Here is a 15225-nt window from a genome sequence, read left to right on the forward strand (position 1 = left end):
ATTGGTGTCTCCGTTAGTGTTTTGCGTTCAAATTGCTTTACAACGACGGCTGCGATACCTGGCGCAGGAAGGCGCCAACTGCTTCGGTGAACTCAACGGGCTTTTCTACATTACCCAGATGGGCGGCGCCCGGCACCACCAGCATCTGTGCGTTGTTCAAACGCTCGGCAATTTTGGCCGCGGCCGCCGGCGGCACAGCCGAATCCTGCTCTCCGGCCACCACCAAAGCCGGAGCCTTGATTTTCTGAAGTTTATCGAGATGATCCAGACCTTGAATTGCCTTGATCGCCGACACATACCCCCAGCTGGACGTACGCCTGATCTGGTCTGACAGCCAGGCCAATGTCAGCGGGGACGATTCGGCAAACGCCCGCGTGAACCATCGTTCGAGCGTAGGGAGGACCTGCGCTTCCATTCCCTCTTTTTCGAATCGTGCGATACGTCCGCTCCAGATTCCCTTGACGGGTGCTTCGGTTCTGGCACTGGTGTGTGCCAGCACCAGGGCCGTCAGACGATGAGGATATTTCAGGGCGAATGCCTGCGCAATCATGCCTCCTAACGATAATCCCACGACGGACGCACGTCCGATCCGAAGCTCGTCAAGCACTTCGCATACGCAATCTGCGTAGTCGGCCAGATCGAGATCGCCTTGTTGGTCGGGACTGTTGCCATGACCAGGAAGATCAATGCTTATCAGACGGAAAGCAGCCGCCCACACAGGAAGCTGCGCCGCCCATAAGCTGCTTGTGGTAGCAATGGCGTGCAAAAGGACGACCGGCGGTCCGTCGTTGGGTCCATCAACGCGGTAGGCGCAGCGGGTCATGCGGTGCCTCCCGGCTGCCACTGGCCAAGGCCTATCCCGGTATACCAGGCGGGCATTGGCTTGTAATAGATTTGCCTGAATGGGCCGTTAGCAGCGCCGTGGGCCACCAGCCAGGTCCGGACTTCTTCGGCGCCGTTTCCGGCCTCATCAACATGGTTCGTGACGTAGTCGATCAACGCCTCGTGATCGTCTTGCGCCAGCAAGCCTAAAAAACGTCGGTCGAACTCGTCGTTGACCATCCCCATGCGCGGCGTCGAGATGTCATGACTCAGTCCACCAGTAGCCAAGATTGCAATACGCTGGGGTTGTGGATAGCGGCTTATGGCCCGGGACAGTAACTGCCCCCACTGCAGGGCCCGCTTCATGGTCGGCAGGGGTGGCTGAACACAGTTGACCATCAGCGGCACAATGCTGACCTCGTTTGCAATGCCTGCCAGAACCAGCGGGGTCAATACGCCATGGTCCAGAGTCAGTTCCATGGAAAACGCCGGATCGAACCCTTCGTGCAAGGCTACGTGCAGTATATGCGCCCCCAACTGCCTGTGACCCTTCAATGTGTGCTTTTCAGCTTTCAGCCAATGCTCGACGGGAGACTGATACGAATCGGTTGTGCCGATGCAAAACGCTGGAAGGTTGTCCAAAAAGAAGTTGTGGACGTGATCGTCGGAAATCACAATGACGGCATCAGGGCTGGATCTGCGTAACGCTTCGCCCAATTCCTGGAACGCCTTGAAGATGTCGGTTCGATCAGCTTCAGGAATGGCATCCGGAAAATTGAGCATGACCGGGGTGTGGCTGCATGCGAACACGCCGACGAGCTCAGCCATGATCGGTCTCCTGACGAATGACGGGCTCTATGGCCTTTAACGAGGCCACAAAATCGCTCTCGGGAATACGCAGCCCCAGACAATGTGCCCGAAGCAGCAATGGGTTCACGCCCTGGAGATACATTGCACCGATATCGTTGTCGCGTATGGCTGCCTTAAGGTGTGCCGGCAGTGGCGCACTGGCCATGTATTGGTCAGGGTCTTTTTTATATTCTTCCAGAGCACTGGGCTGATGATGAATATCGTAAAGGATTCGACTCATCGCATAGCACTCGGGGGTGGGCATAGGGTGGCGCCAGTTCTGCATCACGACCTGACTCCTTCGCCTTTGACCTGCTTGCATAGCCAATCGACTATCGTGGGCAATGTTGCGGGTGTCAGACCCATATGCCCCCCTGGAAACAGGCGAACACACTTGGGTGAACCCGTTTCGGTCAAAAGCGCGATGTCCTGCACCGGGCACTGCCTGTCTTCCTTGCCGTTTACCAGCAACAAAGGTGCACAAGGCTGGTCAAGTATCCCTTGATCCAGCAAGGACAAGCGTTTGAAACCTTCGATGTATTCGGTGTCGTTGGTAGCACCCAGCATAAGTGACCGCGTTTCGACCAGCTCCATGAGATAACTGTCGGGATAGCGTGACGCCTCTACCCAGGCTGGTTGGAACATGTAGTGCGCGCCTCCACCCCAGTTCACGCATCCTGCCAAACGACCATGCATCAGATGTGCCAGCTTGGTCGCCCAATAACCCCCGAACGACCTGCCCAGGCATCCGATGCGCGATGCCTTGTACTGGGGCTGTTGCGCAATCCAGTCGAAGACCGTGATGAACTGGCGTTCGGCATCGGGAACACCTTTGACAGGAGATTCGCCGGTACCGGCATTGTCCATGGCAATGGTCGCTACCCCCTGCGCCAGAAACGCATCCGAAGCCGCAGTCATTTGTTCTTTATAGGCGTCAACGCCTCCCCACATCACGACAACGGGGAACGGGGCTTGCCCGGCAGGCCGACGCTCGAGCAATACGATTTCTTTTCCCTCGCCCTGGCGCCCGTCAAAGGGAATGACAACGCGATTGACTGGATATTGCCAATACCTTGCACCCTTTACATAGGCGTCTCGTTCGGCGACCGCGCACCGGACCTTGGCAGGATGATTGGGGCACGGAAAGCGGCCCATGAAGAACACGCCGCTGGCTTTCTGAAACAGCTGCGATGCCAATCCGGTGTTGCCGGAGTGTTCGGCTGCCCGAGCCTGCTCGAGTATGCCAAGCCCAAGCGCTTCCCAGTATTCGCCCCAGGCCTTGCCGTCCAGGCCCGGAACGCCCTGAATCCACTGGACTCCTTCATCTGCCGGCAGCGAGTTCATGGGATGGATACGCTTGGCAAGCCTGGCCAGCATCCACTGTTTAGCCTCGGCCAAAGTCTTGGGACGCCCCGACACCGTTGCGCCCGTTAACGTGTCGTTCAATGCTGTCTCCGATTTCTTGTAATTGCCGGCGCCCGCACAAGGCCATGACGCAACGGCTGATGGTTTAGATCATAGGGACGCAACCTCGTTCGTACTGTGCCAATTCAGCACAATCTTTTGACTGTTTCTGCACCTTCGGTGGTGGACTGCTGGATGGTGGGCCGGCAATCACGCCCGGAACGCTTCAAGCCCGGGTGGAAAGCCCGGCAGTTTTTGCTCGTACGCGCACCTTCTTTTGACCGAACGTGCGAAAGCATGACAGGCGTATTGACCTGGTTCAGGGCTTGCCGACTTAATACGCTCAACTGGCAAGCCAATCTCCCAAGCACCGACCAATACGATCATGAAACACCACAGAACAGCTCTGATAGTAGGGGGTGGAATCGCAGGGATGTCCGCCGCGATAGAACTTTCCAAGGCAGGTCTGGACGTGGATCTTATCGACATTGATCCTGATTGGCGCGTGTATGGCGCCGGCATCACGATTACAAGCCCCACCCTGCGAGCTTTCCAACACTTGGGAATACTCGACGAGGTCATGGCGCACGCCTACACGGGCGACGGCATCCAGATATGCAATGTGCAGGGAGAGCCCATCAACCTTGTTCATACACCCAGCGTGGGCGGGCCAGACATCCCTGGATGCGGCGGAATCATGCGTCCGGTATTGCACCAGATCATTTCCGGGCGGGTGAAACAACTGCCGATACGGGTACGGCTGGGCATAACCGTCGACTCGCTTGCAACTACACCAAGTTCTGTGGATGTCACGTTCTCTGACGGCAGCCAGGGTTCCTATGACTTTCTGGTGGGCGCCGACGGCCTGTTCTCGCGCATACGCAATCTGATCCTGCCTGGTGCTCCGCATCCCGAATACCAGGGGCAGACCTGCTGGCGGCTGGCAACCGCTCGTCCGCCCGATGTAAAGCGAAGAATGTTTTTCCTGGGAGGCAGGGTCAAGGTCGGACTGACGCCCGTCTCCCGCGACCAGATGTACATGTTTTTGCTGCAGACCACTCCGCGTCCGCCCCACCTGCCGGACAACGAGCTTCCGGACAGGTTAAGAAACCTGCTGGAGGGATATGGCGGCCAACTGCAAACCATCCGCGAAAACCTGGGTCCCGGTGCCAACATCATCATGCGGCCGCTCGAGGCATTTGTTCTGCCCAAACCTTGGCATGTCGGCCGCGTCTTATTGATCGGCGACGCCGCGCATCCCACAACGCCACAGCTCGCATCGGGCGCGGGAATGGCGGTTGAGGACGCTCTTGTACTGGGTCAGGAAGCCGCCAGGCATGCCGACATCGGGCGGATATTCGAAGGATTCATGAACCGGCGTTACGAACGTTGCCGCCTGGTGGTAAACAACTCTATCGAAATCGGAAGGCGCGAGCAGCGCGGTGCACCGCCTTCCGAGCAAACCCGTCTGGTCGAAGAGTCGCTTATTGCGCTGGCCGAGCCAATTTGAACCTGTGGTCAGACGGATGCGCCCGGTGTTCCGGCACCCATTCTGAAGCCCCGGGCGGTCAGGAACCACACAAAGGCCAGGGCCGCAGCCAGCAAGAACACCATTCGAGACCCCCCGTGCGACGTAATTACGCCGCCCAGCGCCGCGCCCGCGAACACACCCAAAGACTGCGCCGTGTTGTAGAAACCCAGGGCAAGGCCTTTGTATTCCACCGGGGCTACCCGCGAGACCAGCGAGGGCTGGAGAGCCTCGAGAATATTGAAGGCTATGAAAAAGCCCACAAACAGAATGACCAGCGTATAAAAGTTTTGACTGGCCAGGGGCATCAGTGCCAGCACCACGGCCAGGCCGGCAACGGCAATTTCCAGCGCCACTTTGTGAATGCGCCGTGTCTCGGTATAGAACACCGCAGGCACCATCAAAATAAACGACAGCAAGATTACCGGCAGGTAAACCTCCCACAAGTTTGCCGAATCGTAGCCGCCCAAGGCAGACAGCAGCCCCGGTGCCACCATGAAGATCGCCATCAAGATGAAGTGCAAACAGAACACCCCGAAGTTCAGGCGCAGCAAACCAGCGTGAGACAACACGTCACGAGCACGAGCCTGAACGATGGGCTTTTCGATACGCGGGGCTGAGGGAACCAGGGCCACGGCGATGAACAGACACACGAAGCCCAGCAGGCTTATCGCCCAGAACAGGCCCGAAAGGCCAAACCGGCCAACCAGCAGAGGTGAAAGCACTAACGATGCGGCAAACGAGATGCCTATCGAACCTCCGACCATGGCCATGGCCCGGGTGCGTACTTCGGGGCGGGTCGAGTCAGCGATCCAGGCGGTAATGGCGGCCGATACGGCCCCTAATCCCTGCACCACACGACCGGCAATGATCCAGTTGATGTTGTCGGCCAGCGCGCAAATGATGCCGCCGGCGGTAAACAGGACCATTCCGAATACGATGACAGCACGCCGGCCATATCGGTCAGACGCCATGCCAAGCGGTATTTGCAGCAGTGCTTGTGTCAGCCCGTACGCCCCAAGCGCGATTCCGACCTTGGTGGCGTTGTCGCCGCCAGGCACTGACAGCGCGGCGACAGCAAAAATAGGTGTCAAAAGAAACAAACCCAGCATGCGCGAGGCAAACAACAAAGACAGCATGATGCTGGCACGCCTCTCGCCGGCGGTAAGCTTCAGTTTGGTGGGTTGCATCGTTCCCTCATGAAGAAGGCTCAAGTATAAACAAGCTCGAAGTGGCCCGGCGCGCTATAGTAATGAGTTGGCCTTCAAAACTGTAGAACCTGATGGAAGCAATTCGCATCCGGGGCGCCCGTACGCACAACCTCAAAAACGTGTCAGTTGATCTGCCTCGCCACAAGCTGGTGGTGGTAACGGGTTTATCGGGCTCGGGAAAATCGTCGCTGGCTTTCGATACGTTGTATGCCGAGGGGCAGCGCCGTTATGTCGAAAGCCTGTCAGCGTATGCGCGGCAGTTCCTGCAACTGATGGACAAACCCGACGTTGACCTGATTGAAGGCTTGTCGCCGGCCATCTCGATAGAGCAAAAATCGGCGGGGCACAACCCTCGTTCCACCGTCGGGACGATTACCGAGATTCATGACTACCTGCGCTTGCTGTATGCACGCGTCGGTACGCCGTACTGTCCCGAGCATGGTCTCCCCTTGCAGGCTCAAAGCGTCAGCCAGATGATTGATCAGGCCATGAACTGGGCGCCCAACACCCGGCTTGCCATTCTGGCTCCGATAGCTCGTGCGCGTAAAGGCAGCTTTGAGGATGAACGTGCCGGCCTGCAGGCCCAGGGCTTTGTACGCCTGCGTGTCGATGGCGAGATGCTCGAAATCGACACCTTGCCACCTCTCAAGAAAACTGAAAAACACGATCTCGATGTGGTGGTGGATCGTTTGCGCATCAAGCCGGAAAGCCGTCAGCGGCTTGCAGAAAGCTTCGAAACTGCGCTGAAGCTGGCAGACGGCCGGGCCATTGCATTGAATATGGACTCGGGGGACGAGCTGGCGTTTTCAAGTCATTACGCCTGCCCGGCTTGTCATCATAGCCTGCCCGAACTTGAGCCCCGACTATTCAGTTTCAACAATCCGGTCGGTGCCTGTCCGCGGTGTGACGGGTTGGGGCAGGTGGATTATTTTGACCCGAAGCGAGTCGTCGCCTTTCCCGAGCTCAGTCTGGCCAGCGGTGCCATCAGTGGCTGGGATCGCAGAAATGCGTTCACCCATTCATTGCTTACCAGTTTGGCCGCTCATTACGAGTTCGATCTGGACACCCCTTTCAATGAACTTGACGAGCATGTACGGCAACGTGTGCTGTACGGATCCGGCGACGAAGAAATCGCCTTCGTGTATCTGAACGAAAAAGGCCGCAGTACCGTCAAGAAGCATGCATTCGAAGGAGTGATTCCAAACCTGGAGCGGCGCTGGCGTGAAACTGATTCAAGTGCGGTGCGCGAAGAGCTCGGCAAGTATCGCAACACACAGACCTGCCCTGCCTGCGAAGGATCAAGGTTGCGCGTCGAAGCGCGTAATGTGCTGATTGGTAGCGAACCCGGCAAGCAACAGCGCCGGGGACGTGCCATCTATGAAGTCGAAGCCCTGTCATTGGCCGCCTGCCTGAAATGGTTCCAGGAACTGGAACTGACGGGCGCCAAAAAAGAAGTAGCAGAGCGCATTACCCGCGAAATCGAATCACGGCTCCAGTTCCTGAATAACGTCGGCTTGAATTATCTGTCGCTGGATCGCAGCGCCGACACAATCTCGGGCGGCGAAGCACAGCGCATCCGGCTGGCAAGCCAGATCGGATCGGGTCTGACCGGCGTGATGTATGTGCTGGACGAACCATCGATCGGGCTGCACCAGCGCGACAACGACCGGCTTATCGAAACCTTGCGACATCTGCGCGACCTGGGCAACAGCGTGATCGTCGTCGAACACGACGAAGACATGATCCGGTCGGCCGACCACGTTATCGACATGGGTCCCGGTGCAGGCGAACATGGCGGTCGGGTCGTCGCGCAGGGTACGCCACAAGATCTGCAGGAAAACGCCGAATCGCTCACGGGGCAATACCTCAGCGGCAAGCGTCGCATCGAGATTGGCGAGCGCAGACCGGTCACGCCCGACCAGCACTGGCTGCGTATCAATGGTTGCACCGGCAATAACCTCAAATCGGTCGACCTGGCCATCCCCGCGGGGCGGCTGGTGTGCATTACAGGGGTGTCCGGCTCCGGCAAGTCCACTCTGATCAACGACACGCTGGCCAAGGCCGTATCGCAGGAACTGCACCGCAGCCAGGCAGAGCCTGCCCCATTCGAGTCCATGGAAGGGCTCTCTGAATTCGACAAGATCATCAGCGTTGACCAGAGCCCCATCGGTCGCACCCCGCGCAGTAACCCGGCCACGTATACCGGCATGTTTACGCCCATCCGCGAACTGTTTGCCGGCGTGCCGGAGGCACGTACGCGTGGCTACGATCCCGGCCGTTTTTCATTCAACGTAAAGGGCGGACGCTGCGAGGCCTGCCAGGGCGACGGCGTCATCAAGGTTGAAATGCATTTTCTGCCCGACATGTACGTGCCCTGCGATGTGTGTGGCGGAAAGCGCTACAACCGCGAGACCCTGGACATTCGCTATCGTGGCCGCAATATCAGCGAGGTGCTGGACCTGACCGTGCAACAGGCCCTTGAATACTTCGATGCAGTACCAACGATTGCCCGCAAGCTCAAGACGCTCATGGACGTAGGGTTGTCTTACGTGCGCCTGGGCCAGAGCGCCACCACGCTGTCCGGCGGCGAGGCACAACGCGTCAAATTATCGCTTGAGCTTTCAAAGCGAAGTACCGGCAAAACCCTGTACATCCTTGACGAACCCACTACCGGCCTGCATTTTGAAGATATCTCGCTGTTGCTGGATGTCGTTCGCAAGCTGGTCGACAGCGGCAACACGGTCGTCATCATCGAACACAATCTGGATGTGATCAAGACAGCCGACTGGGTGATCGACATGGGGCCGGAAGGCGGCGCCGGCGGCGGACGCATCATGGTGCAAGGCACTCCCGAAGATGTCGCCGCACATCCGGAAAGCCACACGGGCCGTTATCTGAAGGAAGTGCTGAAGGGTTAAAGGAAGTGCTGAAGGGCTAGTCTCAGTCCATCCGAAACAATTCGCGATGCTCGCGAATGGCGTACCGGTCGGTCATGCCCGCTATGTAGTCGGCAATGGCCCGCGCTTGTTCGACCTCATCATCGCGCCGGTATTCATCCTTAAGCAAGCGCGGCTCGTTGATAAAAGCCACAAACAGCTCGCGAACGATACGACGCGCCTTGGTCGTCATGCGCATCACTTGGCTATGCCGGTACAGATTATTCAGCAAGAAGCGTTTCAGCGCATCCGCCTGAGCCCTCATGGGAGCCGAAAATGCGGCCAACGGCTCGGAGGCGCGCACGTCGTCGGCACTGCCTGGCCGCACACGCCTGATGTTGGCCAGTGTGGTCTCGGTCAGATCAACGATCAGAGTGTTGATCATGGCGCGGATAGTTTCGGCAATGGCCCGCTGGCGTTCCAGGTTGGGGTACTTTCGCATCACCGCTGCGTGGTGCGTAGCGAAAATCTCGATCTGCATCAGCTGCTCGATGCGTATCAGGCCCGAGCGCAGCCCGTCATCGACATCGTGGTTGTTATAGGCGATCTCATCAGCCAGGTTGGCGATTTGCGCCTCGAGAGACGGCTGGGTACGCTCGATAAATCGACGACCCACTTCGCCAAGCTCGCGCGCATGCTTGACGGAACAGTGCTTCAAAATGCCCTCACGGGTTTCAAAGCACAAGTTCAGGCCATTGAATGCGGCGTAGCGTTCTTCAAGCTCGTCAACCACCCGCAAGCTCTGAAGGTTATGCTCAAACCCGCCTGCGGCCGGTGCCATCTCACGCATGCAGGCATTAAGTTCATCCTGGCCGGCGTGTCCAAACGGCGTGTGGCCCAAATCGTGAGCCAGGGAGATAGCCTCTGTCAGGTCTTCGTGCAGGCCCAGGTTTCGCGCCAGGGTGCGGGCGATCTGGGCCACCTCGATGCTGTGGGTCAATCGGGTGCGAAACAGATCGCCTTCGTGGTTCACGAAGACTTGGGTCTTGTATTCAAGCAGCCGGAAGGCGTTGCAATGGATGATGCGATCGCGATCACGTTGAAACTGCGACCGATTGGCGGGTGGTTCTTCGGGATGCGGGCGGCCCCGGGTGCGGGCTGGGTCACAAGCATAAGGCGCCAATGCCGTCACCATCACCCTCCGTCAGCCCTGCACCACACTGGTACGCAGCAACACCTCACGCACGGCGTCGTCCGGTGCCGTCTGGCACACTGCCTTGCCTATTTCGGGCAGGAGTACAAATCGAATCTGGCCGCCTTCGGCCTTTTTATCGACCTGCATGTACTCAAGCCAACGCTCGACCCCCAGATCGGGCGGAGTATCGGGGCAACCGATTTCGCGAACCAGCGACCGGATTCGTTCGACATCGTCGCGGGGCAAGCCAAGCACAAGGGAGGAAAGCTCGGCAGCCTGGATCATGCCGCAACCAACCGCTTCGCCATGAAGCCACTGTCCGAACCCCAGGCCGGCTTCGATAGCGTGACCGAAGGTGTGGCCAAAATTGAGTATGGCCCGCAAGCCGGATTCGCGCTCGTCGCGGGACACGACGTACGACTTGAGTTCACAAGACCTGCGTATGGCGTGAACGATGGCGGCCTCGTCCAGTGCGCGCAGGGCAGCAACGTTTTGCTCGCACCAGGCGAAGAATTCGGCGTCGATGATCGCACCGTATTTAACGACCTCGGCCAAACCCGCCGAGATCTCGCGCGCAGGCAAGGTTTTCAGGACATCGACATCGATCTCGACCGCAACCGGCTGATAAAACGCGCCGATCATGTTCTTGCCCAATGGGTGGTTCACGCCCGTCTTGCCGCCGACAGAAGAATCGACCTGGGCCAGCAAGGTGGTGGGAATCTGCACGAACCGGATTCCACGCATATAGCAGGCCGCGGCAAATCCGCCCATGTCTCCGATGACACCGCCCCCCAGCGCGACCAGCACAGCCTTACGGTCGAAACGGTGTTCCAGCAGGGCGTCAAATACTAGGTTGAGCGTTTGCAGGTCTTTGTATTTCTCGCCGTCGGGCAATTCGATGCGCAGTACACGGTGACCGGCGGCACGAAGCGCCTGCTCGACCCGATCCGCATAAAACCCGGCGACTGCAGGATTGGTAACCAATGCCACGGCAGTGGCATCCGCCGGAATGCTTTGAGCCAGATGGTCAAGGCGCCCGGGTTGAATATGAATGGGATAAGAGCCGCCTGGCGTCTCAACTTGTACGGTGTTCATCACGGATTCTCGTTTGTTTGAGCAACGACACCAACTGTTGCACGGCCTGGGGGATGGGGGTGCTGCCGGTGTCAAAGGTCAGCGTCGCGACTTCTTCATAAAGAGGCGCACGCTGCGTCAGAAGTTCAGCGACGCGGGCGCGAGGGTTGTCGGTTTGCAACAGCGGGCGCTGCCGATCGCGTGCCACGCGCTGGTACAATTCATCACTATTGGCCCGCAAATATACGACCAGGCCCCGCTGTTTGAGCATGGCGCGATTTACCTCGGCAAGCACCGCGCCTCCGCCGGTCGCCAGCACAATGCCTTTTTGTTGCGAGTAATGATCCAGCAGCTGAGTTTCGCGCTTTCGAAAGCCGGCTTCGCCTTCGATCTCGAATATCACCGCCACAGGCACACCACAGCGGGCCTCGAGCGCCAGATCGAGATCGACGAATTCACGGTTAAGGGCTTTGGCCAGATGACGTCCTATCGTGGTCTTGCCGGCACCCATCATTCCCACCAGGACAATCGGCCTGTCGTCCGTGTCGGCGGGGGCTGGCTCGGCTTGCGTGTTGCGCAACCGGCCCTCTTGGCTGGCGGTATTCGCACGTAAAGAATCAGTCATTTGTGTATTATCCCACTTGCAACCTTTAGTTCGCCCCCTGCCATCGCATTAATCCGTTACATTGTTATCGTGCAATGCTCGCGGCGCGGTCTGCCTGGGCTTAAAATCGCCATCAATGAGCTCATCTAAATCCTCTGACAGCAAGCATCGATCACGCTTGCCGCGTTTCCTGATCAAATCGGCCGTTTTCCTGGCCGGTCTGGGGCTTTGTGGCGCGCTTCTTGGCGCACTGGCTCTGGCATTGGCCTGGCCCAACCTGCCCGACCTCACCGCCATGGTCGATTACCGGCCGCGTATTCCGCTGCGGGTCTATACCTCTGACAAAGTGCTGATCGGCGAATTCGGCGAAGAACGACGGAACGTCCTACGGTTTGATGAAGTGCCCGACATCATGAAGTCGGCCATTTTAGCAGCCGAAGATGACCGCTTCTATCAGCATGGCGGCATCGACTGGACGGGCGTTGCCCGCGCTGTGGTGGCCAACGTTACCCACATGGCCAAAACCCAGGGTGCCAGTACCATTACCATGCAGGTGGCCAGAAACTTCTACCTGTCGTCTGAAAAAACCTACACTCGAAAATTCTACGAGCTGCTGCTTACGTTCAAGATTGAAGCAACGCTGACAAAAGATCAGATTCTCGATCTGTATATGAATCAGATCTTCCTGGGGCACAGGGCCTACGGGTTTGCCGCGGCCTCTCGCACGTACTTTGGCAAGCAATTGAGCGACATCACCATTGCCGAAGCCGCCATGCTGGCAGGCATCCCCAAGGCGCCGTCGCGCTTCAACCCTATCGCCAACATGCCGCGCGCCAAGGCTCGTCAGGCGTATGTGCTGGGCCGCATGCGCAGCCTCGGCTATATCACCGAAGCCGAGTACGAAGAGGCCATGAACCAGCCGATCGAGCTGAAATCCGCTCCCGGTACGCCGGCCGGCGGTTACGCCATCCATGGCGAGTACGTTGCCGAACTGGCTCGCCGTCTGCTGTACAGCGTGTACCAGGACAACGTGTATTCGCGTGGCTTCAACATTTACACAACCATTGATTCCAAGCATCAGCACGCTGCCTATCAGGCTGTACGCGAGGGCATTCTTCAGTACACCCGCCGCGCGGTATACCCGGGTCCCGAAGAAACCATCCGGCTGCCGGAGGGGTTTGAAAAAGACGGTGCAGCGCTGGATAACCTGCTTGACGAACTACAAGACAAATACCCCGACAGCGACGACCTGCTGATGGGCCTGGTGCTTTCGGCCAGCCCTGAAAAAATAGTGGTGGCGCGTAGCTCGCAGCAAATTATCGAAGTCACCAACAAAGATGCGCTCAAGATCGTCGCCCGGGGTTTGGGCAAGAACGCGAAGGATCAATACCGGATCGAACGTGGTTCGGTGGTTTACGTTCACCAGAACGGCGATCACTGGGAGGTCCTAAATCGTCCGACGGTGCAGGCGGCCTTCGTCTCGCTTCGTCCTCAAGACGGTGCGATTTTGTCGATGGTCGGCGGGTTCGATTTCGAAGAGCAGTTCAACCGTGTCACGCAGGCGTGGCGCCAGCCGGGCTCGGCCTTCAAGCCGTTCATTTACGCAGCTTCGCTTGAAAGAGGCCTGACTCCGGCCACACAGGTTTCAGACGAGCCGTTCATGCTGACGGCTGCGCAAACGGGTTCGAAAGCATGGAACCCAAAGAACTACGGCAATACGTACGAACCCATGCTGACGATGCGCCAGGGGTTGTATAAATCCAAAAACATGGTGTCCATCCGTATCATGCAGGCCATCGGGCCAAAGTATGTGCAAGACTACATCACCCGCTTTGGATTTGACCGCTCGCGCAACCCTGCGGTGCTTCCGCTGGCCCTGGGGGCTGGAAGCGTGACTCCGCTTCAGCTGGCCGGAGGCTATGCGGTGTTTGCCAACGGCGGGTATCGGGTGCCGCCTTATCTTATCGACCACGTGACTGACGCTAATGGCAAGGTAATCATGCAGGCCCGACCCACGGTGGCAGGCGATGCGGCTGCGCGCGCGATCGACCCGCGCACGGCGTATGTGATGAACGACATGATGCGCGGCGTGGCCACTTTCGGCACGGCAGCCAGGGCGCAAGCGACTCTCAAGCGCAAGGATATTGGCGGTAAAACGGGCACGACGAACGATTCTCACGATGCCTGGTTTGCGGGCTTCACGCCCCAGTTGGTGGGTGTGGCCTGGATGGGTTTCGATCAGCCTCGATCGCTGGGCTCTCGTGAAACGGGCGGCGGGGCTTCGATGCCTATCTGGCTGGACTATATGCGCGTAGCCCTGGAGGGTGTGCCGGAAACTCCGGCGGGCGATCCGCCCAATGGTCTTAGCAAGATCGACGGTGATTATTATTTTGCCGAGTTCCCTCCGGGCCAGGCGGTAGCGAGGGTGGGATTGCCTACGCCTGAAGAGATGCAGCCTCTGTTTATTGATGGCAGCGGGATTGATGGGGGCGGAACGCTGGATGGAATCGGGACTTTACTCGAGCGGCTGAACTCCGGGGATGGCGGTGGGGATGCGGCGCAGGTGCAGAGGGTTCAGTTTTAGGGGGGTGAATTCTTGAGTCGGGCCTGGGGCAGCCTGTGTGCTGGTGCCCGCATCCTACGGCCCTTCGGGCTTCCCGTTTTCCCTACCTCGAGCCGGGCGGCGGCAGAACTCAACCTCAGCGCTACGCGCTTCGGGATTCGGACGGGCTGTCGCCGAAAGCCCCCGTCTCAAGGTAAAGAAAACGGCGTAGTCTGGACGGGCGCCAGCACACAGGCTGCCCCAGGCCCTCGTGATTGTGAATTATTGGTTGACCAAGTGTTTGTGTATCATTCGACCAATTTGTGAACGGTGTCTCAGATCGGTTAGAGCGCGTCGAAGCGGCACCGCAGATGCCGGCTTTTGCAGCGGGCTGTCCTTTGGGCAGCCCGCTGTGGTTTAGATAACGACTTTAATGGGTTGACCGGTGGCTTCGGAGACGATTTGCGATAGGGCTTCTGCCATGTGGGGGCCGCCGCGCGTATCATTCCAACGTTGACCATCGAAGCGATAATGGAATCCGCCACTGGGGGCGGCTACCCACATTTCCTGCATGGGTGCCTGGCTGTTGATGACAACGTGGATCGAGTTGTCGAACACAAGGGTCAGGACGTTACCGCTGCGAATTGCCTCGATGTCGAGGTCATGCAATGACACCCAGTCGTCAGACTGACTTTCGAGTGAGTCCAGTATGCTTTCGCTTCGAGCGAGGAATTCAGATTCGTTCATTTCTCTAACCCATCGATTTTTGGAGTCCATCATGCAAGCGCCCCACCTTGGGACACCCGCCCTGTTCAAGCTCCGCATTGTAGCCAGTGTAGCGGTTGTACCGCTGCTGGTTGCCTGCGGTTACAAGGGGCCTCTGTATATGCCACCTCCGCCGCCACCGGAAGAATCGTTGACTGCGCCGCCGCAGGCGCCGGCTGAAACGGGTACAGCGCCGGCTGTGCCTTCGGCGGTCAAGTAGGGATCTGGCCACGCGCCTCCTTACGAGAAGGCGTCATTTGCCTGGCCTGGCCGTTTGGCGCGGTGTTGTATTATTTCAGGCTGCGTTCGTGACACTCGCGAATTCCGCTCAACCTTGCGCTGTCGGCTTTTATGG

The 15225-nt window shown here is 58.4% G+C and carries 13 protein-coding genes; 4 read left to right on the forward strand and 9 right to left on the reverse strand.

Annotated elements, in window-relative coordinates:
* Positions 1-37 precede the first annotated feature (37 nt).
* The 4 genes from Q1J88_RS04990 to Q1J88_RS05005 are packed head-to-tail and all read right to left on the reverse strand — an operon-like array spanning position 38 to position 3117.
* Entirely contained in the window at positions 38-823 is a 786-nt protein-coding gene (locus Q1J88_RS04990) for an alpha/beta hydrolase (protein WP_301116459.1), read from the reverse strand.
* Entirely contained in the window at positions 820-1650 is an 831-nt protein-coding gene (locus Q1J88_RS04995) for a 2,3-dihydroxyphenylpropionate 1,2-dioxygenase (RefSeq protein WP_301116460.1), read from the reverse strand. The genes Q1J88_RS04990 and Q1J88_RS04995 overlap by 4 nt, the downstream gene beginning before the upstream one ends.
* Positions 1643-1957 (reverse strand): subunit of meta cleavage enzyme, encoded by a 315-nt coding sequence (locus tag Q1J88_RS05000; RefSeq protein ID WP_301116503.1) that lies wholly within the window; start codon positions 1955-1957, stop codon positions 1643-1645. The genes Q1J88_RS04995 and Q1J88_RS05000 overlap by 8 nt, the downstream gene beginning before the upstream one ends.
* Entirely contained in the window at positions 1957-3117 is a 1161-nt protein-coding gene (locus tag Q1J88_RS05005; RefSeq protein ID WP_301116461.1) for an alpha/beta hydrolase, read from the reverse strand. The genes Q1J88_RS05000 and Q1J88_RS05005 overlap by 1 nt, the downstream gene beginning before the upstream one ends.
* Before the next feature lie 343 nt (positions 3118-3460).
* On the opposite strand from Q1J88_RS05005, the gene Q1J88_RS05010 reads away from it, so the two are divergent.
* Positions 3461-4585 carry an FAD-dependent oxidoreductase gene (locus tag Q1J88_RS05010; protein ID WP_301116462.1) on the forward strand — a complete coding sequence of 375 codons (1125 nt, stop codon included), beginning with the start codon at positions 3461-3463 and terminating at the stop codon, positions 4583-4585.
* 8 nt (positions 4586-4593) lie between these two features.
* On the opposite strand, the gene Q1J88_RS05015 is transcribed toward Q1J88_RS05010, so the two are convergent.
* Positions 4594-5793 (reverse strand): MFS transporter, encoded by a 1200-nt coding sequence (locus Q1J88_RS05015; RefSeq protein WP_301116463.1) that lies wholly within the window; start codon positions 5791-5793, stop codon positions 4594-4596.
* A 92-nt stretch (positions 5794-5885) separates the two neighbouring features.
* On the opposite strand from Q1J88_RS05015, the gene uvrA reads away from it, so the two are divergent.
* Entirely contained in the window at positions 5886-8732 is a 2847-nt protein-coding gene (gene uvrA / locus Q1J88_RS05020) for an excinuclease ABC subunit UvrA (protein WP_301116464.1), read from the forward strand.
* 22 nt (positions 8733-8754) lie between these two features.
* Here the strand turns inward: uvrA and Q1J88_RS05025 are convergent, their stop codons facing one another.
* Genes Q1J88_RS05025 through Q1J88_RS05035 form a run of 3 tightly spaced genes read right to left on the reverse strand, consistent with a single transcriptional unit; the run spans position 8755 to position 11584 of the window.
* Complete coding sequence (locus Q1J88_RS05025; protein WP_301116465.1) at positions 8755-9885, reverse strand: deoxyguanosinetriphosphate triphosphohydrolase; 1131 nt, start codon at positions 9883-9885, stop codon at positions 8755-8757.
* A 9-nt stretch (positions 9886-9894) separates the two neighbouring features.
* The gene (gene aroB / locus Q1J88_RS05030) at positions 9895-10980 is read right to left on the reverse strand and encodes a 3-dehydroquinate synthase (RefSeq protein ID WP_301116466.1); all 1086 of its coding nucleotides are present in this window, start codon (positions 10978-10980) and stop codon (positions 9895-9897) included.
* Positions 10961-11584: a shikimate kinase gene (locus Q1J88_RS05035; protein ID WP_301116467.1), complete on the reverse strand. Its 624-nt coding sequence runs from the start codon at positions 11582-11584 to the stop codon at positions 10961-10963. Before Q1J88_RS05035 ends, aroB begins: the two co-directional genes overlap by 20 nt.
* Before the next feature lie 115 nt (positions 11585-11699).
* On the opposite strand from Q1J88_RS05035, the gene Q1J88_RS05040 reads away from it, so the two are divergent.
* On the forward strand, positions 11700-14147 hold the full coding sequence (locus Q1J88_RS05040) for a penicillin-binding protein 1A (RefSeq protein WP_301116468.1): 2448 nt from the start codon (positions 11700-11702) through the stop codon (positions 14145-14147).
* A 375-nt stretch (positions 14148-14522) separates the two neighbouring features.
* On the opposite strand, the gene cyaY is transcribed toward Q1J88_RS05040, so the two are convergent.
* Positions 14523-14852: an iron donor protein CyaY gene (cyaY, locus tag Q1J88_RS05045; RefSeq protein ID WP_301116469.1), complete on the reverse strand. Its 330-nt coding sequence runs from the start codon at positions 14850-14852 to the stop codon at positions 14523-14525.
* A 31-nt stretch (positions 14853-14883) separates the two neighbouring features.
* On the opposite strand from cyaY, the gene Q1J88_RS05050 reads away from it, so the two are divergent.
* Positions 14884-15090: a lipoprotein gene (locus Q1J88_RS05050; protein WP_301116470.1), complete on the forward strand. Its 207-nt coding sequence runs from the start codon at positions 14884-14886 to the stop codon at positions 15088-15090.
* Positions 15091-15225 lie beyond the last annotated feature (135 nt).

The organism is Pusillimonas sp. (assembly GCF_029263785.1).
In the GTDB taxonomy this organism is placed as follows: Bacteria; Pseudomonadota; Gammaproteobacteria; order Burkholderiales; family Burkholderiaceae_B; genus Pusillimonas.

What these genes read in the sequence shown, in the direction of transcription:
- Q1J88_RS04990 (WP_301116459.1), bottom strand. Translation starts at nt 823, where the DNA reads ATGACCCGCTGCGCCTACCGCGTTGATGGACCCAACGACGGACCGCCG.
- Q1J88_RS04995 (WP_301116460.1), bottom strand. Translation starts at nt 1,650, where the DNA reads ATGGCTGAGCTCGTCGGCGTGTTCGCATGCAGCCACACCCCGGTCATG.
- Q1J88_RS05000 (WP_301116503.1), bottom strand. Translation starts at nt 1,957, where the DNA reads ATGCAGAACTGGCGCCACCCTATGCCCACCCCCGAGTGCTATGCGATG.
- Q1J88_RS05010 (WP_301116462.1), top strand. Translation starts at nt 3,461, where the DNA reads ATGAAACACCACAGAACAGCTCTGATAGTAGGGGGTGGAATCGCAGGG.
- Q1J88_RS05015 (WP_301116463.1), bottom strand. Translation starts at nt 5,793, where the DNA reads ATGCAACCCACCAAACTGAAGCTTACCGCCGGCGAGAGGCGTGCCAGC.
- uvrA (WP_301116464.1), top strand. Translation starts at nt 5,886, where the DNA reads ATGGAAGCAATTCGCATCCGGGGCGCCCGTACGCACAACCTCAAAAAC.
- Q1J88_RS05025 (WP_301116465.1), bottom strand. Translation starts at nt 9,885, where the DNA reads ATGGTGACGGCATTGGCGCCTTATGCTTGTGACCCAGCCCGCACCCGG.
- aroB (WP_301116466.1), bottom strand. Translation starts at nt 10,980, where the DNA reads ATGAACACCGTACAAGTTGAGACGCCAGGCGGCTCTTATCCCATTCAT.
- Q1J88_RS05035 (WP_301116467.1), bottom strand. Translation starts at nt 11,584, where the DNA reads ATGACTGATTCTTTACGTGCGAATACCGCCAGCCAAGAGGGCCGGTTG.
- Q1J88_RS05040 (WP_301116468.1), top strand. Translation starts at nt 11,700, where the DNA reads ATGAGCTCATCTAAATCCTCTGACAGCAAGCATCGATCACGCTTGCCG.
- cyaY (WP_301116469.1), bottom strand. Translation starts at nt 14,852, where the DNA reads ATGAACGAATCTGAATTCCTCGCTCGAAGCGAAAGCATACTGGACTCA.
- Q1J88_RS05050 (WP_301116470.1), top strand. Translation starts at nt 14,884, where the DNA reads ATGCAAGCGCCCCACCTTGGGACACCCGCCCTGTTCAAGCTCCGCATT.